Genomic DNA, 22,371 nt, shown 5'->3' on the forward strand with positions numbered 1-22,371 from the left:
GAAAGTACATGCGACGCGACAGGAGAGTTCGCCGTCCACCTGCACGAGCGTTTCAACGACGGATGCACTTCCGCTGCTGCACTTTACGAAGAGCTTCGAACATTGGGATATCGCGGCAGCTACAGCTCCGTCCGCGACTACTTGAGACCGCTGCGCACCATCTGCGCTGCGCCAGCCAAAAGGCAAATTCCGAAGGTCCGTCGGATCACCTCACAGATGTTGCGTCACCGAAGACAACCTCACCGACGACGAGCAGATCAGGCTCAAACAGATCCTCGCCAGGTGCCCACATCTCGAAGCAACTGCAGGGCATGTCACTTCGTTCGCGGAGATGCTCACCGAACGCCTTGGAAACAATTGAACTCGTGGATGGCTGCCGTCGCAGCAGATGATCTGCCGCACTTGCATCGCTTCGTTCGAGGCCTCGACACCGACCACGCCGCCGTCCGTAACGGGCTGACCCTGCCCTGTAGTTCCGGCGCTGTCGAAGGCCCGTGAACCGAATCAAGATGCTCAAACGACAAATGTACGGACGCGCCGGATTCGACCTGCTCCGCAAACGAACTTGCACACACGGCGACGGCGACTGCGAGGTGGGGAAGCATCAACGAATCGAGATCGGACTTTCCACACGGTGAAATTGGCAGCTAACCAACGAATGTCTCTGCCGGTCATAGCCTGGCAGATCTGCACGTCGACTACGAGATGGTCGAGCCGTATCCCCGTGATGTACGACTCAAGACGGGTGCATCCACTGGCGACGGTGAGACGTGACGGGTATCGAAAATGAAGTGGGGCAAGAAGAAAGACCCCGATACCGGCAAGAACGTGACGACCGCACCACACTCGTCTACAAACCCGAAGGTCACCATCGCGGCATCCCGGAGGAGGCTGAGCGGTACATGCTCGGCGCCTGGTTGGCGTTGGCGTGGATCATCGACCGCTACCAGGTCAAGACGGACAAAGCGTCGGCCATCGTGCACGACCCGAATGACTGGTGCGACGAGCAGAACGACCCGACCTACATCGTCGAGTTGATCGAGTGGATCACCACCGTGGCGGTGGAGACAATGAAGATCGTCGACTCGCTCGGAGCAGCGATCGCGATGTAGTCGATCGAGTTGATCATGCAGATAAGTGGCCCGGGACCGCCGGGACTTCTCGTTGACAGGTCAAGGTGTCAACGAGTTCGGGGACATACCTGATTGCGCGCTGAGGCTCGGTGCGGATCGTTGCTGGTCAGTGAGATCAAGTAGCTCGGTGATCTCTTCGATCCGATTCTGCAGCCGGCGTGGGTAGCTGTTACGAAGTGCGGTGGGGCTCCCGCTCACGCCTGCGACTTCGTGCACGCCCTGCGCGATCTTGATCAGTCCAGCACGTATCTGAAGAGCTAGATGGTTTGCCGGCGGCTGCATGGCGAGTAGCCGGTCCAAGCCTGCGAGAGCTTCACTGTATTCACCCACATACAGCTGGGCGGTCACTTCTAGCGCGTCGAACGTGATCTGGTCGTAGATGGATTCGTCGATGGCTCGCAGTTGGGGAATCATCGCGAGCACTTCGACGTAGTTCTTCCGCTTCGCGAGTGCATTTACTCGTTGGAGAAGCCCGTAGACGCTTGTGCTCCGCTCAGGGTTACATGCTGCGATGTTCTCGAGTGAGGAAGCGATATGTTGGAGCGATGGAAAGTCGCGGTAAACGCTGGTGCGCGTGACCATCTGGAGCGCCTGATCAGCCATTTCGTAGGCAAGCTTTCTTGACGGCGCACGGGTGCTCTTTGACTCGGTAGCAAGAAGCGAGACGAGTTGACTGCCGACAGCCGCAACCATGGCAGCGGGTGCCTCTCCCAGCGAGAGGTCGACCACGATATCCGTCAGGGGTTTCACTGCGAGCGTTCGAGCGGCGTTCTCACCCTCCATACTGAGGAGCAATTGAGTGGACGCTGACGCGAGAACGATCGAACGATCAAATCGAGCAGTACTGGCGAAACAGGCGCTGAGCTCCATCAGTAGCCCGGACTTGACGAATTTGAACACGCGATCGTGCTGCAACGAATACGACGCGAGGGGTTCGTTGTGCTCGACGATCGCTAGAAGTGCCTCGGCGTGAACACGGAGTTGTTCAAGGGCGAAGATCTTTCCCTCCGCGCGCATACTGCCAAGCCATGGAACCAGAAAATTCATGAGTGTCGTTGCCGCAACCTGCAATTGACCCGCTGGGAGCGATGCGAGATATGAAGTGCGAAGTATTTCGTGGACGAGCGGATGGATCACGATCGTATCGCTTGCAAGTGTGGACCGACCCAGATCGTCCGGATTCGCGACCCGATGAGCGATCGTCTGCGTTCTCAGGACGCTCACGACACCACGCGCGAGTGTCTTCTCGATCTCGACTGGGCGAGGCATGTCGGCCACATCGACGTGAGTCGTTGCCGCAGACGCCGGGATGATCAGGTTCAACGGGATCAGCTCGGGCGCTAGTAGCGAACCGTAGTAGAGGACTCCCTTTGCAGCCTGCTTGTATGGCGAGTTGGCTCCTCGTCCGATGTTGTTCACCGCGTATCGGATGGCCGCGAACGCGGTCCGGCCATAGCCTGCCGGAATGGCCAGGTCGTCTTGAAGAGCGTCAAGAGAAGCGAAATAGTCGGTGAGTAATTCGGAAAGCTGACCCTCGGCGTTCCTGAAGTACAGACCAGCCATGCTGACGGCCAACGGGATCCGTCCGAGACGGTCGACTATCTCCGTTACTGAACCGGCTACCGCCGGCAGATCAGCCACCGCGATACCGGCGTAGTCCGCAAAGCATGCAATCGCCTCTGCCGGTGAAAACGCGGTGACCTCGATGGTGCGTGCGGCCGACCACCAACCGAGACTGTTAGTCGTCGTAACCAGTACCGACCCATGGCCGATCGTGGGAAGGTACTTCTCGATGTCCGCCCGATTGGACACTCCGTCGAACACGATCAGCCACGGTCCACGGTGCCGTCCGAGCGCGCCGGTGAACAGCGGCGCTACCTCCGTGCCTGGCTTCAGATCTGTCGTCGTCAGCTGCTCAGTGATCTCACGGACGCGTGCCTTAACGAGGTCTTCGTCGCGACAGTCGATCCAGCAGGTGAATTCGTAGGTATTGAAATTGATGTGGCAGTAGTCTCCGGCGATCACGGATTTTCCGGTGCCGGTATGTCCAACGAGAACTCCGATCTGTGGTGCACGTCCGACGGCGGTGGCCCCCAGGAAGTCAGTCAGCTCATCAAGTATCTGTAGGCGGGGAACAGTCGTTTCCAGGCTGGGCACCCCGGTGATCGGAATTCCCCAGTCGAAAGCGCCAGCCATGTGGGCTATTTGCGGATCAGGCATCGAGAGCATCTCGACAAGGTCGAGCGCGGATATTCGTTGGGGCTGCAGGCCGGCTGCGGCGTTAAAGATTCGATGTCGGACGATCGCGCCCAACAGGTGGCTCGAGGTCTCTCCCTGTCCTAGCGCGCGATCTCTGCGGAACCCACGGATCAAGATCGCCAATTCCTGCTCGAGTTCCCTCACCGTCCGCGAATCAACGACAATGCTTGGCGCCGAGGGATCCTGCACTTCAGGCCGACCGGCCACCGTTGGTTGCCAACCGAATACGGAACCGTACACGTCGACGACTTCCTCGGCGCACTGGCGAAGAAGGTCCCGCGAAAGTGGTCGATTGGTCAGCAGAATCGCCCGGCCTGGATCCTCGCCGGCACAGAGTCGGGCAAATACCTCGCGGGCATCGGCCGGTTGCAGCGGGTACTTCGCGGGAGTGAGTGACGATTTGACTTGAACTCGTTGTGCAACTTTGCCGTCTATCTCGATCGAGAAGTCAACGATGTCGTCAGCGCCACCATTGGCACCCACCGACTCCGGCTCGATGGACAACGTTGCTCGTCCAACCAGGCTCAGATCTTCACGAAGGCGTCGGAGAATGTGGACGGCGGTTACCAAGTATTGGTAGTGGAATCCGTACGCGGCTGAAATACCTCCAGATGGCATGGTGACAAACCGTACCCGCGAATTAGGTCGAGCCAACGAAAGAGCAGAAAGGTGTGTGATGTCGATTGTCGCCATTGCACCAGCGCCGGACTCATAGTCTCACCCACGATGGCTATTCACCGACGCCATAGACTTGCCGCAGCGACGCGGCCGTGGGAACCTGCCGCGCAGTTGTCCTTTTGGCGACATGCAGACTAACTCGCTTCGGCGACTATCTGACGTACCGCGTAGGACGCGCGAGTACGGCGGGCTTCGAGCGAATAGTCGTCGGCCTCAGGAAGATCCTCAGCGGTACAGGCTGGGGGGAACTGGTTCAGATCCCATTCAGCCCGCGGGAAAATCGTCTCGAATGGTTCGCGAATGAAAAATTCGCGTAGACCGGTCAGGCCGATGCTGGTTCGACGCACCATCCGCGCGGCTACGTCGTGCTGTGTGAGATCGGACGAATCGATCCGATTGCGTAGCTCGTGATACATATTGGGCGACAGGTAATCCGTGAAGCTCAGCATTTGTCCCTCGGCCGGAGGGTTGTCCTCTGTCAAGTCTCGCATGCAGATGTCCAGGATTTCGTCCCGCACGTCCTGCATTGCCGCCTCTATTTCACCGGAGTAATTGGCGTTTCCCGACCGGAACATACTTAAAACGGTTGCAACGTTCGGGAGGTCGAAAGCTTGGCGCAACGTGTTGACCGTTTCTCGTGCATCACCGTTTTCGTTTTTCATCGCCCGTTGCAGCAGGGATACGGTGATGTGTAGCCCCTCGCCAAGGTAGGAGAATCGAGAATTCTCGCCCAGTAATATCGGCTTGAGATGGCAGATAGCCTTCAGCTCGTTACCTTGTGTTGGCAGTTCCGAGGTCGAAATCCGTGTCAGCTCGCGACGGAGTTTCTTCAGGGTGACATTGGCAATGTCACCCCCGGCGCGAAGGGACACATCGAGTGGCTCTCCGGTCGGCAACTCACCGGTATCGAGGAGCGTTTCAATTCCGGCGGAAACAGCGAGATCGCTGATGTCGCCTTCGGGGAGCCCAAAGGCGAAGTAACGGTCGAAGTATTCGCCGAGGTGCACTCGTGGAGCATCGTCATCCGAACGGGTGCGCGAAGCCGTCGGCTGCGGGAGCCGGGGAAAGAGGTAGTACAGGATTTTGTACACATCGGCCGCGTCGGCTTCGGGAAGTGCATTCGGCTCTGTGGTCAAGCGGGCTAACCAGTCTTCAACACTCGCGTGCTTCGATCGCATGTCGATCATTCGGGGAGGGGTCCCTACTAGTTCGGATCGCCATGAGGTGAGCCGATCGTAAACGCTCGCGTGATGTAAGCGGAGGTAGGTCACGAGTGCTGTGTCGACGAGGTCGAGATCGCGCTGCCCGAACAGTGTGAGAACGGTGTCGACCTGCCCGGTCCACCGATAGATGGCCCGCAGTGTCATGTTGTCAACGGGTAAGAGGCTGGTCAATTCGTCGACGAGATCCGTTGTGCGGCCATGGATCGGGTGCACGCGAGTCAAAGAACTACTGTTTGCCGCCGCAATCCGACTTATCTGCTCCCGAATTTCCCGGCGTGCGTGCACAGATTGAAGCGGCGGTAGTGCGAATGGGTACTGCACCATTTTCTCCAGATAGGCCTCAGCACGTCCGGTGCCTTCTCTCGCCATATCGGCCGCGCTCAGTAGATCCAGTACCGTTTTCCGGTCGTACGACAGTAGATAGTGCACTCCCGGAAACCGGCCGAGCAGCCGTACCGACTTCAATACGGTCAACAATTCGTCAACATGCAGTCGATCGAGATCATCGACGATAACCAGCACCTGTCGGCCGGTTTTCTTGACGGCTTCAGAAATTTGATCGAACTGTTTGCGGAATGGATTAGGCGCAGGCGCTGCAAAGTCCTCGAGACGGCTGGCGACGTCATCGGAGAGAGTGCCTGCCATCTTGCTCCACGTGCCGTCGCCCAACTTGGAATCAATTAACCCTTCCAACGCAACTTTGCCCAGTTGAGTCGTCGTCGGAATTGCTGACATCAGTAGGTTGCGAGCCTTTCTACCCGCTGGGCTATCGACCGGCATGGCGTCAGCAATGGCTTGGTAGAACTCACCGATGAGATCGTGTGGGTCGTTTGCCGACCAGGGAGTGAATTCGACAACCGTCCATGTGTCGGACTTGTCCATAGCTAGCTTGATCATGGTGAGCACGGAAGTCTTGCCGCTACCCCAAGGACCGGCCAATCCGAAGACAACGCTGGGACCGGACTGGGCTGATTCGATTCGAGCGGCCACTCTGCGAGCGAACGTTTCACGGCCTATTGTGTCGTCGTCAAACGACGTGATTGAAGCATCGCGATAGAGCGTTCCATCAGCCGGACCCGGCTCCGAACCGTCGTCGCCGACTGCGCCTTCCTGAGTCAGGTTCATAGGGGCATTGAGGCAAGCGACAAACCATCTGACAGTGCGGACTATCAACCACATCAAGAGTCCCGCAACTGCCCCGCCTATCGCCGTATACACCCACTGGTTAGACAGCAGATCCCTCGTGCTCGCAAGAAGCCCTGTAAATCGGGAGCCGGACAACGAAAGTGCGCCGACCACCCGACCTATTCCTAGGCACGTAACGGCCACTAGCGCGCCGGCAAAAGCGAAAGCAAAACTTTGTTTCCACACAGGAGCATCTTCCCGTACTCAGGCTTGTGGGCTAGCACGCCTTCCCTCTGCGACACAAAGGCACGAGCAACGCGGTCCACAGCGCAGGCCAAGATCTCACGGATTTACGAATAGGCCTCGATGGCGGCGGGATCGATATCTGTGGTCGACGAACGTCTAAAACTATGCGTCGACGAAGCGCAATTCCTGAGCCCGTTTCGTCGGTCGCTTCTTGCCCTCACCGTCAATCGAAGATACGGCGTTCGATTGACGACCCGCCGCCGCAATCCATTGAGCAGTCAACGGGGAGTCCCATACCTGACCAGTTTCACCTGCCGTCGACAACCATCCAATTCGGGTGCTATGCATGGGTCGCTACTTAGCGTGTCCGTCCAGTTGGGCGTCTGTGGCTAGCTGCCCAGCGCCGAGGCCGCTGCGTGATCGAGATGAACCCGCACGAGGATGTCTTGTGCCACCTTCGCAGGAGCGTCGAAAGCGGTGGCAATTGCTTCGCGGGCTTGAGAGACCGTCTCTGAGAGCGACTTCGCGGTGCTCATTGTGATGGGGAGCTTACGAACGGTCGCGATCCACGCATCGCCATCGACTGTCACATCGAGGTCAAAGCCGACGTTCTTCAAGATTGCCCAGTCAAAAGACTCTGCGAGCGGACGAAGTTTGCGAAGATGATCGGAATGCCGGTCTTCGTTTATGTCCAGCCATTCGCGTAGCTGGTTGATCGTCGTGAACGGCAATGTAGTGTCCGCATCCCAATCGAACAACGAATAGCCTGGTTCGTTTTCAAGAGAGATATTGAATAGCGAGGACCCGACCGCACCGAAAGACCACATCATATGCATTCTGTTATCGGTGTTTGTGATCTCGCAGTACCAGCCGGGACGCCCGTAGAGGAGATCGCCCAGGTCTTTCCACCATTGCTGGGTGTCCGCGCCGTACAAAATCGCAGCGAGGCTCAGATAGGTCGAGTCGCCCAGGTTCAATTCAACGTTGACTAGGGAGAATGGGTCCGGCTGAGCTGTGGTCACGGGTGGTTTCCTTCATGTGGGTGAGAGTCTCGCAAAGATTATCTGGTGAGTAGGTTCGTCCGCCGTCGGGTCGTGAGTGCGCGGTGAAGTCGAACTGTCGATGGATCGTCGCGACTATCCGTTGGATCTCCCGGAACGACTTCCGCGGTCAACGGCATCTGAAATTTTGACCGCTTTCCGGCATCTTGGTAGTCGACGTCGCAACGCCGATGGATTTTGTGACACTAGGAGAGCCGTGAACAGCTCTGTCGGACAACGGTCTTGGAGGTCCGATCCTGGGATGGCTGTTGAGTTCGTTCTCGACGGCCAGCAGATGCTCCGGCGAATGGATGGTGAGGTCCGTCCCTTCGGAAAGTAGTCACGACAGCCCGTTGACGTTCTCGTTCGAGCCGCGCTGCCACGGGGAACGCGAATCGCCGGTACCGGCGCTCTTATCCGTCAGCAGGCGGCGGAAGAGTTGGGTGTGAGCCGTCAGAGCATCCTGAAATCCTTCAAGTCGGCCAAGCTGCCTGCTACTCGCGTGGGCGACACATGGGTGGTTCGGGAATCGGCCGCGTGTCGACGGCACGTGAAAACGACGAAAGCGCATAGCGATCGAACTGAGGGAACGAAAAATGAGCGCTGTCATACGGGCGCGATGCGAATAACCGCTTCTGCAGTCGATGAGCAGTGTGGACAACACCTAGCCTCTTCTTTTCGATTGAGGCGATGGTGGAGTCAGCGTGTGGCGAGCGTTTCTTGCTCGAAGGGGGGCATATCATTGGTCGATTCGGCTGTGCACTGACGTGGTTCGGGGTGTTTTTTCTTGTCTGCGACATAGCAGCGGGTCGTGGGGCCGAGAAAGAATAATGATGCCGCGGCCATAACAGTCATGATGATGGCGACCCACTTGAGTACGGGTAGATCGAGCGAAATTCCCAGTAGCGTCGCGTTGTGCAGGGTGTGGCCGATGATGAGGCCGATGAGGGATCGGTAGCGGTAGTAGGTGTACACGGCCACGCTCCCCCAGAAGACGGCGTCGAGTGCCCAAGGAACGCCCTGGTAGATGTGCAGCAGGGCGCGGCATATCCCAGAAACCACGATCACGGCGGCGACGAGCCACGGCTTGATCCGATAGCGGGTGCGCAGGCAAACGAATGTGACGAGCAAGATAGGTAGGGCCGCATAAAACGGCTCCTCAGCGGCGCCGGCTATCAATGTGAAGCCGGCGCTGTACCAGTCGGAGGCTGTTGCAAGTTCGGTCGGCCCAGGGGCGCCGAGGAAATCGCTGTTAATGCCTCCGGAGATTTGTCGGGAAATGCTGACCGCGGCGAGGCTGATGCCGGCACTGATGGCGGCTCTGCGCAGCCCTGACTGCGCTGACAAGGTGTGTTCGGGTGAGATTCGGCGTCGCAGGTAAAAGACGAGGGCAATCGCAGCCACGGACAGTGATGCGAGCAGGACGAAACCAAAAGAAGAGCCATTGGCGACCTCGGTTTCAGCGCCAGCGGATGTTCCGGTCGAACGGGCCGAGGCGAGGTAGCGCCCGACTCCGGGCGCCGTGATTGAGGCCCAACCGGACAGGAGAATCACGGCTCCGATCCCGAGAGATAGCCAGACAAGAATTGAGCGTGCTGTGGGGTTCGTCTGCCTTGCCTTCGACCTCGGTACGACCATTGCAGTTCTTTTTCCCTTCCGTTTCTCCAGTGTTTGCGGCGGTGAGAACGGTACCCGCATGCCCGAACTGGGCCCGGTCTGTGGATGTTGTCCTGAAGCGTTCGCGTTTAGAAGAAGTCCATGTTGTCGGACATCTCTTTTTGAGCTTCGGCGTTGAGGTATTCCGTGAACGCGCCTTCTTGCTGCGCGTGTTGGACTGCTATGCGAAATTCTTGGTCGAAGCGGACGGCGGGTCCCGATCGGATCCATTCGAAAGCGGCTGGCAGTTGCGCGACAAGCCATTCGTCGAGTTCGTCGAAAGGGCGAAAACATTTGTGACGTCGTCGCCGCATGCAGGGAAAAGTGTGAAGAGAGGGGCTGTTTCGCTGACCGAGCCCTTCTGGCTGCCCGTATCCGTGAAGCGCACCATCTCGACCTTCCCTCGTTTGCCACTGGCGCCGGCGACGAGACCTTGAGCATCGTCGTGGCTGAAGCGCTCGCGGCCGAAAACGTCACCGCCGTGATCACCTCCCGCCGATTCGACGCCCCGCCGCGACAATGGGACGCGCCGCTTCCGGGACCGTGGCGAGCAGTGACAGTAAGTCAGGATCACGCCGGCACGTGGGTCTGTGGGAGCCGGAAGCATGGGCGCGAGCAGCGTTCGCCGAGTTCGCCGAGTTCGCCGAGTTCGCCGAGGACGACAGGAAGCGGATCTACCTTCTCGGCGGCAATAACCCGGACACTGGCCGCCCCGAGCACGGTCTCGTCGTCTACCCTGCAGCGGGATTGTGAAGTGCAGTCCAACTCGTTTGCTTCTAGCGTTCGGCGGTTTCGGCCTCAGCGCCGACATGTTATTTCAGTATTGCCGCCGCGTGCGTTGCGGTCGCCATCGCCACCAAAAACTGACGAAGACTCGGATCGAAACGAGGCTGTCGCTACAGCAACCGTATTCTCGATCGTGAACTTGGATTTGAAGTCGGTTGACGCGTTGCAAGCGAACCCCGATTGGCCTGCACGTAGTGTGCAGCGCAGCCATTCATGGCTGGGTGTCTCGCGGGGAGCACCGTCATTCCCCGCTCCACAGCGCCGTATCGTTCTCGCAATCGTCGCGGTCATCGATCATCACCCGCAGGCCCGTGTCTACGGCATCGAGATAATGAGCGACGTCCTCCATCGTTTCGTGAAAGCCGCGGAGATGGATACGGCCCAGTGTTTCCAACGTATCCGAACCATCGTTCAATACCGGGTAGCGAAAATGCTCGGACGACGGGTCGAATCCCTCGAGTTGAGCCAGAATTCGCGCCACATCAGTGATCTCGGGATCTTCGGCGGAATCCATCTGCTTCAGTAGCGGCCGAACCTTGCGCCAGAGCGTCATGATTTTGTGGGTTCGCATTGGTTCGGCGGATGAGCGATGCCAACGGTGCAGGAGCAGATACAGACTCTTGAGCTGAAGTTCGATGTGGTGGCGCCAGCACATCAGAAAGGGATAAACGAGGTAGTCCTGGTCGCGCCCGGTAGCGGCAACGTTGTCGACTATGAGTGCAGCCGCTTTGCGATACCCCGTGACGTAGCCGATCCATCGATCTCGCGGCCAGTCCATGCACGCAACGAGCCACCAGTCCGGGTCATCGTTCAGCAGGTCGGAATGGGGACCAGGCCACGATTTGTTGTCATCTTGGTCGGCGTCCTGAGAAGTTTCCACTGAGTCAGTGTGCACGAAGGTGGCCTCGACAACGGTGCCCGCGAAGTAGCGTCGTTTTTTGCAGTTCGGTGGGCGGTAGCGAAGCCTGAGTGTGCTTAAGTCGGATAACCTCGCTGCAAAATGCAATGAGATCATGGATGGGTGCGCCTTCCAATGTCCCCAATCGATGAGAATGACCTAAAGCTTCAGAAGTTGAAGGACCGCCTCACACCCGAATCGCTACGCTCGACCTTCGCTTTTGCTGGACTCTTCCAGCTCACTCACGAGATGCTCAAGCAGGTGATCTTGGAGAACGTTCGTCAGTTCTACAGCCGGGGATGGGACGACGACGGTCGCCCAATTTACGACAAATCCTACGAAGTAGAAGTTCGGAACCGGGTCACCAAGCCGGGGCGCAAGGCGAACGCGTTTGAGGGCTCAGTCGCGTGGTTGGTCTCCAACAACGCCATCACTGAAGAGCAGGGGCGCACGCTCGACGAGATCTACGAGCACCGACACGCTCTTACCCACGATCTCGCGCGCTTCATCGTGGATATTGATCGGGACATCGATGCTGATTTTTTCTCGATGCGCTGAAGATCCTTAAATCCATCCATCGCTTTTGGATGCAGGTCGAGGCGGACATCGGAAGCTTCGACGAATACGACGATGAGCAACTCGACCTTGATGACGTCGTACCGCTCTCATTCGTCGTACTGCAGCAGTGCATCGATGCGTATATCCAGGGTCTACCTGGATAACGCATCTGCATCAGGATCATGCGGCAGGTCCGAACGCTGATTGAGGACGAAAGCGAGTCTGTATCACAGGGAACACTGAATCGAACAGTGCTTGTCGTTGTCACGCACCTCGCTCACGGAGCGTGGGTTGCTGTGCGATTCAGTCAGGGCGCTTTCGGACCCAGTGACTGCCCCCATGTCACAGTGAGGTCGTGTCCCGTAAGTATCGTGTCCAATAGGTTTTTCAGTCTGGCTTGGGCGGCTGGAGATTGCTGCTGCAACATGTGCGCGATCTCAGCTTCTGCACTATCGATCAGCGGCAATCGCCGGCGGAGCAAATCACTCGATTCCCCGCGGTACGCCTCCGCCTTCTCGTACTCCGCAATGACTTTGTCGAACCATTTCGTCAGTTCGTAGGCATCGTCAGGCCCGCAACCGGGGCCATCGCTCCAGGACGTTTCGAAGTCGTCGAACTGCTTGGACATGTCTTCAATTGCCGAACGAACTTCGGCCTCTAAAGTCACAGTCTTTGCGTAGAAGACCGCACCGGAAGCCGAGGCGATCCGGTCTCGCAGGAGTGAATCTGAGGTCCGAAGCTCGGCTTGGTCGCCACGTCGCGCGGCCTGTCTGGAGCGCTCTAGGGCCGGTCGGATGGATCCAATCTGTGCCCACATGTCCGCGATGGCCTTCGTGTTATCTCGACGATGGTTAAACTCGCGTTCGCGGATTGCACGTGTCTCGGCAGTTTCCACCGATCTCTCCGCGGTCAGGGCGGACCGCTGAGCAATCCTGATTGACTTCCGAGACGAGGTGAGGGCAACCACCACAGCGATGAGGGTGGCGGATGCTGCCACCCATGCGGAGAGCGGTCCAACTACCTCCGTATTCCAGCCACCTCGAGCGGTGATGCTGCCGAATATTCCACCCACAAAGCCAGTGGTGACGAGGGCAGCCACCGTGCCCAAGTGCTTCGCAAATTTTTGCATCTGCCCAACCTATGGGGTGGCACGACTTAGCACGAAGAGATGAAAGAAGCTGGGCGTCTTGGCGGCACCGGTGTCCGGTACGTCGACGACCACCCGGACCTCATGCAGGCGACAGTGTCACAGCTAGGGTCCCTCTATGCCGATTGAGCTTTCAGGTCGTCCGATCTTCTTGGCGTCGCCGGGGAACCTCGCGCACGAACGGGACATTTGTCGAAAGACCGTCTCCGCCTTCAATGAGGAACGAGCCAACCCAGCCCGGGTTCACTTTCTCGTCCGAGGTTGGGAACAGTTCCCTGCGGGCGTCGGAAGGCCGCAAGCGAGAATTAATCCGTACATCGACGACTGCGACTTCATGATCTTGATGTTGGGAGATCACTGGGGCTCTCCTCCAAGCCTCGACGGGCCCTACTCGTCGGGTACGGAGGAAGAGTTCCATCGTTGCTTGGAGCTTCTGGGATCAGCTGATGCTTGCATGCGTGATCTCCTCGTTCTGTTCAAGACGGTTGATGCCGGCCGTCTCCGTGACCCAGGCCCGCAACTCTGCAAGGTGATGGATTTTCGTGACCGCTTGGAGCAATCGAAGGGCTTGTTGTTTGACACGTTCGATTCGGACGACAGTCTGTCGGGCGTCATCACGCGAAATCTCGTTGCATGGTCGGCTCAACCCCTTGGAGCTCGCGTTCCACAGACGATCACGTTGCAGGAGCAGATGATTCCAGTCGAACCATCGGACTCGATACCGATGCATGAGCTATCGGACTCAACACCGATGCAATTGCTTGAGACGGCGAAGAAGAAGGTGGCGGCTGGGCACCTGATGCAGGCCGAAGCGGCCTTCTCTCATGCAATAAAGGACGGGGATCCCGAGGCATTGACCGAGTACGCCCAGTTCATGAGGCGAACAGGGCGGCTCGAACAGGCTCTCATACTTAACAATCAGCTACTCAAAGACCCCGCCCTACTGGCCAGAGACGACGCCGAAGCGGTCGCTTATAGAACAAACTCTCTAGCCAATATGGGTGTGATTCATCGTAAGCGTGGAGAGTTGACCCAGTCCAGGGACCTGTTGCACGAGGCCGTCGAAACTGCACGGGCAAGCGCAGAACCCATCAATCAGAAACTGTGCTACGCGCTTGACAACTACGGATTGACCTTGTTGAAGATCGCGGAACCTGATGCAGCCGTTCAGTTTTTCGAAGAGGCACACACTTTGCGTGAGAATTTCGGGTCCCCGAAAGAACTGGCGCAGTCTGCGATTAACCTGGGGCGGAGCCAAATGAACCTTGGCAACTATGCCGCTGCGGAATCGAGGTTCGCCGAATCGGTCGGCCTTCTGGGAGGTGATTACGATGATCACCTGATGGCCAACGCATTGTCGGGTCTCGCGGAGTCGGTGCTGCGGCAAGATATCTCCGATGGGGTGCGCGCGTACATCGAGAAGGCACTTGGGATTAATGAACGAATCCAGAACTCCGATGGGGTCAGCATTGCGCACGCACTGTTTGCGCGACTTCTGGTAGTCGAGGGCTCTCTGACTGATGCTGAGAAACATGCGCTCGTGTCGCAGGAGAAGAGCGAGAAGTCGAACAACGCTGCCGGTCTGGGTACAGCGACGTGGCTGCTCGCTGAGGTGGCATTCGCGAAAGGAGAGACCTCACGCGCGAGGGGGCTGCTGCGGGAAGCGAAGGTACATGCTGGGAAGGCTCAGAGTGTCTTGCTGGATCGGGACATCGAGCAAATCTCCCTGAAGCTCAGCGTAGCGGGAGCCTGATAGTCAACTCTCGTCAGCGAATCGGATTCCAAGGCTTCGACTGAGTCCAGTTGAGGCTCGGCCAGAATAGGCAGGTCAGGCGGCCGTCTGGCAGCGTTCCGCAACCGGTGTCGATGAAGGCTCGATCGCGTTCGATCCGGGGGAGAAGACGACGCTGAGGAGAGTGACCATAGATTAGGAATTGTTCGGTGTCCTCTGACGTGTCGAGCTCATGGGCCCGGTGTTTATGCGTTGCAGTAACACCGTCTACCACAACCTGATTTGCGAGCGACTTCAGAAAGTCAACGTGAGGGACGGGAACACTTTCCCGAAGCTGGGACAGCACGTCGGCTCGCGGCGCACCGACGTAGGACACAACCGTGGCTGCTCCCCCCATCCGCAAGAAGCTGTCAAAACCGTCTCCCTCAAGCGAGTCAAGGAACGCTTGATCGTGATTCCCCACAACGAATGACGTAGAGAGTCCCTTGGTCTGCTGCAGTCGGATCAGGAAGTCAATTACCTCACGAGAGCGCGGTCCACGGTTCACGTAGTCGCCAAGGAAGACAAGGTGGGAGGTGCGAGAGCGTGCCGCTGTTACGAGTTCGTCCAGTTCCTCAACGCAACCGTGAATATCACCGATGAACCCGATCTCGTTCACAGAATGACTTTCGGAAGCTCAGCGTAAGGCAGGGATTCGTCCACGCCGAGAGCTAAGGTAGCGAGCTTCTCAAGGTCAGGATTGCTTGTCGATGAGCCAACGATGAGCGCGTGTAGAGATCCGAACGGGTTGTTGCCGGGTGTGCCTACTACCTCAGTCAGGCGTTGGCGCAAATCGTCAAGGACACCGAGACTAGGAGCGGGATACTGCTCTGGATGCGATGACAGCAAGATAGTCAATTCTGGCTGATTGAACCGCACTGCCAATTCCTCGACGGAGAAGCATGGTCGCTCATCGCGTAGAGCCAGGGCGTAGATTGCCGTGCGTAGTAGATACCGAGCGACCTGGCACAGACCCGGCAGATAGATAGATTGCTCCTCACGTGGCAGATCGAGAACGATTGAGAACTCGCGAATCCGTTGGAGTAGCTTCTGTGAGTCAGGCGGGGTGAACGTGCTCAAGATTTCGGCCATTCGGCCCGCGGTGTCATGCAAGGCAATCCCGTCCCGCGCCAGATGCATCCCGAAGAGGGTAGCTCGGGCATCGGCCAGTTGGTTGGGGGTGTAGGCGCTCAGGCTCAACTTGCCTTCCATACCGGAGTCGGCGCGGAGCTGTGACACAACGAGAAGGTCTAAGTCAGAAGTGGCTGATGCATCGCCCCGCGCCCAACTGCCATAAAGAAGTACACCTATCGCGTTTCCTCGAACTCGCTTGCAGACCTGCTCAATGAGCGCGTCGTCGATCAGAAGTTCCGCGAGCTTTTTGTGGACGGCCTCAAGATCGACCGGCGATTCAGGTTCTTGCGAATCTAGCTCGAATGGATCGGTATTTGCCACACCCATCGTCCTTCCATACTGATCAGCAATGGACGATGGCGTCCGGGTCCGCGTTGCCCGTGCTTGCACCCGAGCGAAAACTCTCCGTAGCGCCCTTCAATTATGCACGGCTGCCCGGGGTGGAGGACCGCCAGCACATCCTCAGCGTGTGATGCCCACATGTACCGTCTAACCGCGCTGCAGTGACGCCCCCGAGACCGGACCCGATGTCGCGCTCGGTACTGATGCCAGCTATTCGTACGCTGCCGGGGCTTGAGGTCAAACATGATCGTTGACCGTCGTTGACAGAGCTCATTGAAAGCGATTTCGCCGACATCGTTCGGGATGCGGCGGCGGAGTTGAGTAAGTCAGCGTGGTCAGTTTGGGCGGTGAAGGTTAATCAGAACAGTCGTTTGAAGAACAACGATCTGGGGGTGGAGGCGATCGACGACACACGAGTTCGGCCAAATATGAAGCGCGCACAGGAGACCGTATGCAGTTTGTGCTTCTGGCCGGCTGAATTCTCCTGACGATGTGGTTGTCGTTGTTGCGTCGACGACAGCGAAGCGAGTGCCCACCTAGAACGAGCCAGGATCATGGTTTGTCTGTGCGGCAGTCGTCGGCGATCGCGGCCCCTTGTATTCACCACCCGGAGGGACTGGGTTCCGCCGGGTTGATCATGGAGTCGATCGGATTTTCGACAGTCGGCTCCCCCCATGTCCAGATCGCATCTGAGGCGCTCCGTAGGTGCGTCGATCCTCGATGGCGCGCAGCGCCGCGGGTGTTTTTCGTATCAACTTGTTTGCTTTGACCTGGTCAATTCATCTATCATGTATGTTTCAGATGGAGGGGTCGGTCATGGTGCGGATTATGAAAGCGCGGGGCGTGAATCGTCCGGTGAAATCGGGGACCGTGCGTGAGAAAATCCTTGCATCCTCTGAGCGTTTCTGGCGTCCTAACGACCTTTCCGGAGTGCCGAAGACGATCAGCAATGTGCTCTCCGAGCTTGTCCGTGAGGGAGAACTCGAGCGGGTGCGGCGGGGTCTGTATTGGCGCGGAGTGAAAACGCCGTTGGGTATGAGCCCCCCACCGGAGGCTGCATTGGTTTCGGAGCTCCTCGGGACTCAGCGGGGGGTTGGGCCGGCAGGCCTGTCTGCGGCGAGTGCCTTGCGGTTGTCGACCCAGGTCCCGAGGTTCCAGCAGATCGCTGTGCCCTGCCGCGTCCCGGTGGGTGATTTTCGGGTGAAATTTTCCGGTAGAAACAGCTCTTCCGGTCGCGCCGCGGCGAATTTGACGGGTCTTGAGGTGGCTTTCCTAGAGGTGTTGAGGGACCTCTCGGTCAGCGAGCTCGACGCGTCATCATCCCGGCGACGGTTGGATGAGGTGCTCACGTCCGATCTTGTGCGTCCGGCGAAGCTGGCGGCCGCAGCATCGACGGAACCGGCTGCGGTGCGTGCCCGTTTGAGCGCGATGCTGACCGATTGTGGTCAGGAGTCGTTGAGCGCGACGATCCCGATCGCAGATCCTCGGGTGACCAAGAAGGCTCTCGAAGGTTTCAGGGTGCGTGTGTGAGTACTTCCGGTGGGCTGTTGTGGCGTGAGGAGAGCGAAGCAGTTTTTTCGCAGACCATCGCGGCTGCTGCCAAACGGTTGAATATTTCGGAGTTGGCTGTCGCCAAGGACTATTGGGTGTGCGAGGCGCTTCGTGCTGTCATCAATCAAGCTCCGGGCGATCTCGTGTTCAAGGGCGGAACCAGCTTGGAGAAGATGCGCTTGGTGCAGCGGTTCTCTGAGGATCTGGACCTATTGGTGACGAGGCAGTACGACACCAAGCGCGCGACAGAGCGCGCGTTGAAAGAGATGTGTCGGGCTGCTGCCGATGCGATCCCGGGTGCGGTGCAGGTAAAGCCGGAGCCCGGATCGGGTGGGAACAATGCGAAAGACGGTCGTGGTTCCACCTTTTGGCGCACGGTCTATATCGAACTCCCGCTTCCGTCGGCCATCGAAACATCGGGGATCGCAGATCCCAGACGTTTGATGCTCGAACTCGGGCAGTCGGGTGGTCCCATGCCGAGCTCGGAGAGACCTGTGACAAGTCTGCTTGCGCGGGAGTTGGCGGATGCGGATGTTGCGGTCGATCAGTACGTCGATCTGGTCAGTTTCTCTGTGCGGATGCTACATCCGGGCCGGACGTTGATCGAGAAGCTTCTGCGGATGAACAATTTCTCTGTGCGGGTAGCCGACGACATAGACACGACAGACGGTTTCACCAGGATAGGACGCCAGTTCTACGACGTGTGGGCGCTCCTCGGCAACGCCGAGGTTCGCGAACTTCTGGCTGATGTGCAGCAGACTACCGAGATTGTCGAGTCTTGTATTGAGGTGTCTCAGGACTTCCCGAACAACAGCGACCAAAGGCCTCCGGTGGGAGGCTTCGCGGAATCGGTGATCTTCTCGGGCGATTGGATACATACGTCGGTGTTGCGCCGCGAACACGAGAAGGCGATGGAAGACCTCTTCTACGGTGAGGATCCGCCCTCATTCGATGATGTGATCGAGCGTGTGCGTGAACATCGTGGTTTGCTTAATTTCGTCGATCGCTGACCTAGTGTCGTCGGTTCAAGCATCGGGGCGCGGCTGGGAAATTCTTAGGGTGCCGCGAACTCCGACAATCGTGACGCAAGAGCATCGTGTTTGTCTGGCAGATCGTCTGACGATCCGTCGACTCGCAGACCGAGTTCCCCGGATGTGTTCTCTCGCAACGTAACTTGGTGTGCTTACGAACCTTCTTGGACCGGTTACGCAAAGAGTTGATGAGCGCTGTCCTGGTGCAAGTGCACGGTGGTGCTCAATCAAGTCTCGATGCTGGCATCCGTCGGTGGTTGTCCTCCCGCACGATTATCCACCCAATCCATCGAGACGGTCCCTCCACATGACTGCGTCGATCTTCTCATTCCGCCATCGACGGGAGACGTCGTCGTGAGGGGACCCCGTGGCCAGCGCTGATTCTGAGACTTTGGGCGAGCCTGTGGACTTGACATCGATCGGAGGATTGAGGTGTGACGAAGGACGAGTTGGTCGCGTTGATCGCGAAGGGTGAAGGTCAGACCGTTGAATTCAAGGAGACGACCGGTGCTTCCAAGGCTGCCACGAAAACACTTGCCGCGTTTGCAAGTCAACCGCAAGGCGGAGTGGTCGTCTTCGGAGTGAACGATGACGGGACCTCCAACAACAAGTTCACAGTCGCAGCCACCACCTCGGCGCAGCTCGCAGGCTCGATCAGGGCCAATACCGTTTCCATAACGACCGCCCAGCCTTTGCTGCCGGTCATTCATACCTTCAAGGCTCCCGACCTCTTAGCTGTCGAGGTATTGGCCGATGCCGTCAGGGGCGGGCCGTATCTCGCGTTTGGCGTGAGATGGCAGCGAGTTGGCGCATCCACTCATGAAGTGAAGATGGACTACCGGCAGTTGGCGCGTGCTTATCGGCAACACCTCGTCGATGATGAAGAAACAGCGGGAAACCCGTTCGGTCTACGGTTCTGCCCTCAGTGCGGGAACGAGAAGCTTCAGGGGCGCAGTGTCGTCGACTACGACCATGACGAGTTATTTCTCATCGTCGAATGTTCTTGCGGATGGGTCGATTGGTCGCAGTAATCTGGTTTGTCGATAGTCGAGTGCGGCCTTTGTAGTCGACATCGGTGCAATGCTCGGACCCTCATTGTTCAATGGTTGGACAAGCCCAACCAGACCGGCCGACCAGGTGTGGAAGATACGCCAGCACCAGTAGGCCGTGCATTATTGGTCTGGATGCAACGCAGGTACAGCGCGCGATGATCGGAGCGATCGGATTGCGGTGTCACCGGCCGTGCCGGAGCCCTTCCTCGAGCACTGAGACTGCACTTGGCCAGCTGTGGATACTTTTTCATGGCCACGGACAACCCAAGCCTTTTCGGACGAGACGAACTCACGAGTACCTCGATCGAGGGTGACTCGTCGTCGGCGAGGAAAGCTAATCCAATGTTGGCGAATGGGAGTCCTGCCGACCGCTCGATGCTCTGGGCGCGACGAGGTCGCCTTCCCTGGCAAGCCGTATGGGGTATTTGTCCAGCGAATCGATTGGTAGTGCTCGCGAGCGGCAGGTCAATCAAGGAACGGCGAATTACGGCGTGGATCAGACGGCCCCGCCAGAAGCCGGAAACGGGCAATCCACAATAGGCTCGTGAGCAAAGCATCCAGAAACCCATCCGTCACTATTCGACTGCCGGAAGCACTGGCGAAAAGCAACTTCATCGCACTGTTTACAGAGATGGGTCTTAATGCAGTTCCGGGGGACACGCCCGGCGAATGGATACTGCGTGAAGCTGTGAGTGCTCGACGGTGGACTGGAAAACGGTTGGTCGAGGTTCGCACCTTGGCGGCGCCGTGGTTGCGCGATACCAAATTCGATCTGCTGAAGCCGCCACCTCAGGATTTGCCTCGTCCGGCGGTGACCGCGGAGGATGTGACCGCAGAACGTGAAGAGATCACGCGGCGGATGAGTGCCCCGCAAACAATCGTCCCGCTTCTGTACGGAACCCAACTTGACGTCGTGCTGGCAACCGATGCGGATCTGGAGGAAGCGGTAGAACAACAGTACGAGACGCTCAGGACTTTCCCTGAAGAAGGTCCTCCAGTTTTTCCTGATCTAGCAGTGAGCTGGATTTCGGTGGACCACAAAATCTACTTCCGATACAAGTTGCCGGCCTTCGTGATGCGCTTCGAGCAAGACGCTGACTTGGCCCATCGCATCCAAGCTGGAGGGGTTGATGCCGAGGAGGAGAGTTCATTCTTTGCCTCCAATCAGGCGATCGCTGGGCCTGGCCTGCTCGACGACACCTACCTTGGCCCGCTTCTCAGCTGCACGGTGTCGGATATTTGGGCAGTTCACGGCCAGCGGCTAGGAAACACGATCATTTACGTTCTCGGCACGGCAATTAGTGGGGTGGATTCTATGCCGGCCGAGCCGCTTCAGTTATTGCCACGCCATGCGGCGAGTAAATTCCGTCCCCATATCGAAACGTCGTCACCAGAAGCATGGACGGAAGCGATTTACTGGTGGGCGACAAAATTAGACCAGATGTTCACCTATCTGAGCAGTCCAGTCACATTCACGGATGCAAACGGCTTCTATCTCCCCTATCAGCATCAGAACTGGATGTTGAACACGGAAGAACTTTTCAACAGAACCTCTTCTGCGATGATGGCTTGGCGAGACATCTACAGCGGCCAGATCATGACAAACTCCGCTCTCGACCTCGTCAGCGAGGTATTTCTTGGTACCGACATGAGTGAGCTTTGCGATCCGAAACGCGCGCGCAAAGTACTCGACCGGCTAGAAAGCACGATGCCAGCAAAAGTGAGGGAGGTGCTCTTGCCTCGCGCACGGGCCGGCGTTCACGCGTTATCCACCATCGCCGATGGCTTCTTCATCACAAATTCCCGTGGAACCGGCACTGTTGACATCATCGACGATAACGGCGACATCGAGCACCTGGAGGTAGGGAAGGCGGTCGCGGCCGTTATGCGTGGTCGGCGTAATGCCACACACGGATTCGGCGGGAAGACAGGTGAAGTCGATCGGAATGCAAGGGTTCTAGCCCACCATGACGGCACATTGCCAGACGATCTAACGCTTCTTCCCTACCTGTATCTGTTGTCGGTGCTTAACCAGCCAGATACGGTTCGTCTGCGAATCGAGAGAAATTCTAGGCGGCAGAATCGTAAAGGCGCAGGGAAACTTTGATCGAGATATGGCTAAGCGCGTAGTTTCGAAACGGTTTGGAGCGCTTCTGTGAACGACGGTCCAGTAGCTGTGTCGGCCATAGTGTTGGGTATGCGGCGATTTCGTACAAGGCTCGTAGTGGCAGGTTCGGTTGCTGTTTTCGCGGTCGGGGAGCTATCACTTTCTACGTCCTCGACGAGCGACGCGACCCCGCGGCAGTATCCCGGGGGAGGTCGTCGACGACCCCACATGCCTGGCACGGGAGGTTCGCGCGGAGGTCATTCCTATGCCGGTACGGCCACTGGAGTCGCTGACGGTCACCTTGCCACCGGCAGGGACCATTCCCACTGATTTCCAGCCGACATCTGTTGTGGTGTGCGAATTTCTTGGGTACACAGACGACAATGGTGTTGCAATTCTGCGGCAGACAGAGCTGTCAACGACGGTCGAAAACTGGTTCTGGCCCACCTTCCGTGATGGCTTGCCTCGCGCCGCGTGTCGTTCCGGCAGGAGTGTAAATCTGCGGGAGATGATCGTTCTGGTGTTCTGAGAACTGTTGGGATCTGCGTGTCCTTCTTCCGCATCTCGCGGGTGTCGACATCGATGCGGTCGATGTGACCGCGGGTGGCGCCCGTATTCGGGCGCCGTTGCCTGT

Annotated in this window: 18 protein-coding genes; 10 read left to right on the top strand and 8 right to left on the bottom strand. The window is 58.0% G+C overall.

From position 1 onward, the window contains the following. Positions 1–770 precede the first annotated feature (770 nt). Positions 771–1,112 (top strand): type ISP restriction/modification enzyme, encoded by a 342-nt coding sequence (locus G9U53_RS33700; RefSeq protein WP_347570832.1) that lies wholly within the window; start codon positions 771–773, stop codon positions 1,110–1,112. Between the two features lie 60 nt (positions 1,113–1,172). Here G9U53_RS33700 and G9U53_RS26185 read toward each other — a convergent pair whose 3' ends face one another. From G9U53_RS26185 to G9U53_RS26200, 4 genes are all read right to left on the bottom strand, one after another. Then, a complete protein-coding gene (locus G9U53_RS26185) occupies positions 1,173–4,010 on the bottom strand; it encodes a hypothetical protein (protein ID WP_165639536.1) in 2,838 nt (945 codons plus the stop codon). A 194-nt stretch (positions 4,011–4,204) separates the two neighbouring features. Further along, the gene (locus tag G9U53_RS26190; protein ID WP_165639537.1) at positions 4,205–6,418 is read right to left on the bottom strand and encodes a P-loop NTPase fold protein; all 2,214 of its coding nucleotides are present in this window, start codon (positions 6,416–6,418) and stop codon (positions 4,205–4,207) included. 635 nt (positions 6,419–7,053) lie between these two features. Beyond that, the gene (locus G9U53_RS26195; protein WP_165639538.1) at positions 7,054–7,686 is read right to left on the bottom strand and encodes a hypothetical protein; all 633 of its coding nucleotides are present in this window, start codon (positions 7,684–7,686) and stop codon (positions 7,054–7,056) included. Between the two features lie 717 nt (positions 7,687–8,403). After that, positions 8,404–9,258 carry a CPBP family intramembrane glutamic endopeptidase gene (locus tag G9U53_RS26200; RefSeq protein WP_165639539.1) on the bottom strand — a complete coding sequence of 285 codons (855 nt, stop codon included), beginning with the start codon at positions 9,256–9,258 and terminating at the stop codon, positions 8,404–8,406. A 164-nt stretch (positions 9,259–9,422) separates the two neighbouring features. Between G9U53_RS26200 and G9U53_RS26205 the strand changes: the two genes are divergently transcribed. Together G9U53_RS26205 and G9U53_RS26210 are read left to right on the top strand one after the other, a co-directional pair. After that, the gene (locus tag G9U53_RS26205) at positions 9,423–9,797 is read left to right on the top strand and encodes a hypothetical protein (RefSeq protein ID WP_165639540.1); all 375 of its coding nucleotides are present in this window, start codon (positions 9,423–9,425) and stop codon (positions 9,795–9,797) included. Between the two features lie 145 nt (positions 9,798–9,942). Beyond that, complete coding sequence (locus tag G9U53_RS26210) at positions 9,943–10,113, top strand: hypothetical protein (protein WP_165639541.1); 171 nt, start codon at positions 9,943–9,945, stop codon at positions 10,111–10,113. A gap of 274 nt (positions 10,114–10,387) precedes the next feature. On the opposite strand, the gene G9U53_RS26215 is transcribed toward G9U53_RS26210, so the two are convergent. Beyond that, a complete protein-coding gene (locus G9U53_RS26215; protein ID WP_165639542.1) occupies positions 10,388–11,161 on the bottom strand; it encodes a hypothetical protein in 774 nt (257 codons plus the stop codon). A 57-nt stretch (positions 11,162–11,218) separates the two neighbouring features. On the opposite strand from G9U53_RS26215, the gene G9U53_RS26220 reads away from it, so the two are divergent. Further along, positions 11,219–11,602, top strand: coding sequence for a hypothetical protein (locus tag G9U53_RS26220; RefSeq protein ID WP_207624600.1), 384 nt, complete (start codon positions 11,219–11,221; stop codon positions 11,600–11,602). A 307-nt stretch (positions 11,603–11,909) separates the two neighbouring features. On the opposite strand, the gene G9U53_RS26225 is transcribed toward G9U53_RS26220, so the two are convergent. Continuing rightward, positions 11,910–12,731: a hypothetical protein gene (locus tag G9U53_RS26225; protein ID WP_165639544.1), complete on the bottom strand. Its 822-nt coding sequence runs from the start codon at positions 12,729–12,731 to the stop codon at positions 11,910–11,912. A gap of 136 nt (positions 12,732–12,867) precedes the next feature. On the opposite strand from G9U53_RS26225, the gene G9U53_RS26230 reads away from it, so the two are divergent. After that, positions 12,868–14,502 (top strand): tetratricopeptide repeat protein, encoded by a 1,635-nt coding sequence (locus G9U53_RS26230; protein ID WP_165639545.1) that lies wholly within the window; start codon positions 12,868–12,870, stop codon positions 14,500–14,502. A 13-nt stretch (positions 14,503–14,515) separates the two neighbouring features. Here G9U53_RS26230 and G9U53_RS26235 read toward each other — a convergent pair whose 3' ends face one another. Continuing rightward, positions 14,516–15,139 (bottom strand): metallophosphoesterase, encoded by a 624-nt coding sequence (locus G9U53_RS26235; RefSeq protein ID WP_165639546.1) that lies wholly within the window; start codon positions 15,137–15,139, stop codon positions 14,516–14,518. Then, positions 15,136–15,975, bottom strand: a complete 840-nt coding sequence (locus tag G9U53_RS26240) for a nucleotidyltransferase domain-containing protein (protein WP_165639547.1) — start codon at positions 15,973–15,975, stop codon at positions 15,136–15,138. The genes G9U53_RS26235 and G9U53_RS26240 overlap by 4 nt, the downstream gene beginning before the upstream one ends. 741 nt (positions 15,976–16,716) lie before the next feature. Here G9U53_RS26240 and G9U53_RS26245 point away from each other — a divergent pair. From G9U53_RS26245 to G9U53_RS33365, 5 genes are all read left to right on the top strand, one after another. Continuing rightward, positions 16,717–17,526 carry a type IV toxin-antitoxin system AbiEi family antitoxin domain-containing protein gene (locus G9U53_RS26245; RefSeq protein ID WP_165639548.1) on the top strand — a complete coding sequence of 270 codons (810 nt, stop codon included), beginning with the start codon at positions 16,717–16,719 and terminating at the stop codon, positions 17,524–17,526. Next, positions 17,523–18,557, top strand: coding sequence for a nucleotidyl transferase AbiEii/AbiGii toxin family protein (locus G9U53_RS26250; RefSeq protein ID WP_347570833.1), 1,035 nt, complete (start codon positions 17,523–17,525; stop codon positions 18,555–18,557). The genes G9U53_RS26245 and G9U53_RS26250 overlap by 4 nt, the downstream gene beginning before the upstream one ends. Before the next feature lie 455 nt (positions 18,558–19,012). Next, complete coding sequence (locus G9U53_RS26255) at positions 19,013–19,609, top strand: ATP-binding protein (protein WP_165639549.1); 597 nt, start codon at positions 19,013–19,015, stop codon at positions 19,607–19,609. Positions 19,610–20,174: 565 nt separating this feature from the next. Next, the gene (locus G9U53_RS26260; protein ID WP_165639550.1) at positions 20,175–21,737 is read left to right on the top strand and encodes a hypothetical protein; all 1,563 of its coding nucleotides are present in this window, start codon (positions 20,175–20,177) and stop codon (positions 21,735–21,737) included. Between the two features lie 265 nt (positions 21,738–22,002). Further along, on the top strand, positions 22,003–22,266 hold the full coding sequence (locus tag G9U53_RS33365; protein WP_207624601.1) for a hypothetical protein: 264 nt from the start codon (positions 22,003–22,005) through the stop codon (positions 22,264–22,266). The last annotated feature ends 105 nt before the right edge of the window (positions 22,267–22,371 follow it).

The organism is Rhodococcus sp. D-46 (assembly GCF_011290655.1).
In the GTDB taxonomy this organism is placed as follows: Bacteria; Actinomycetota; Actinomycetes; order Mycobacteriales; family Mycobacteriaceae; genus Rhodococcus_F; species Rhodococcus_F qingshengii.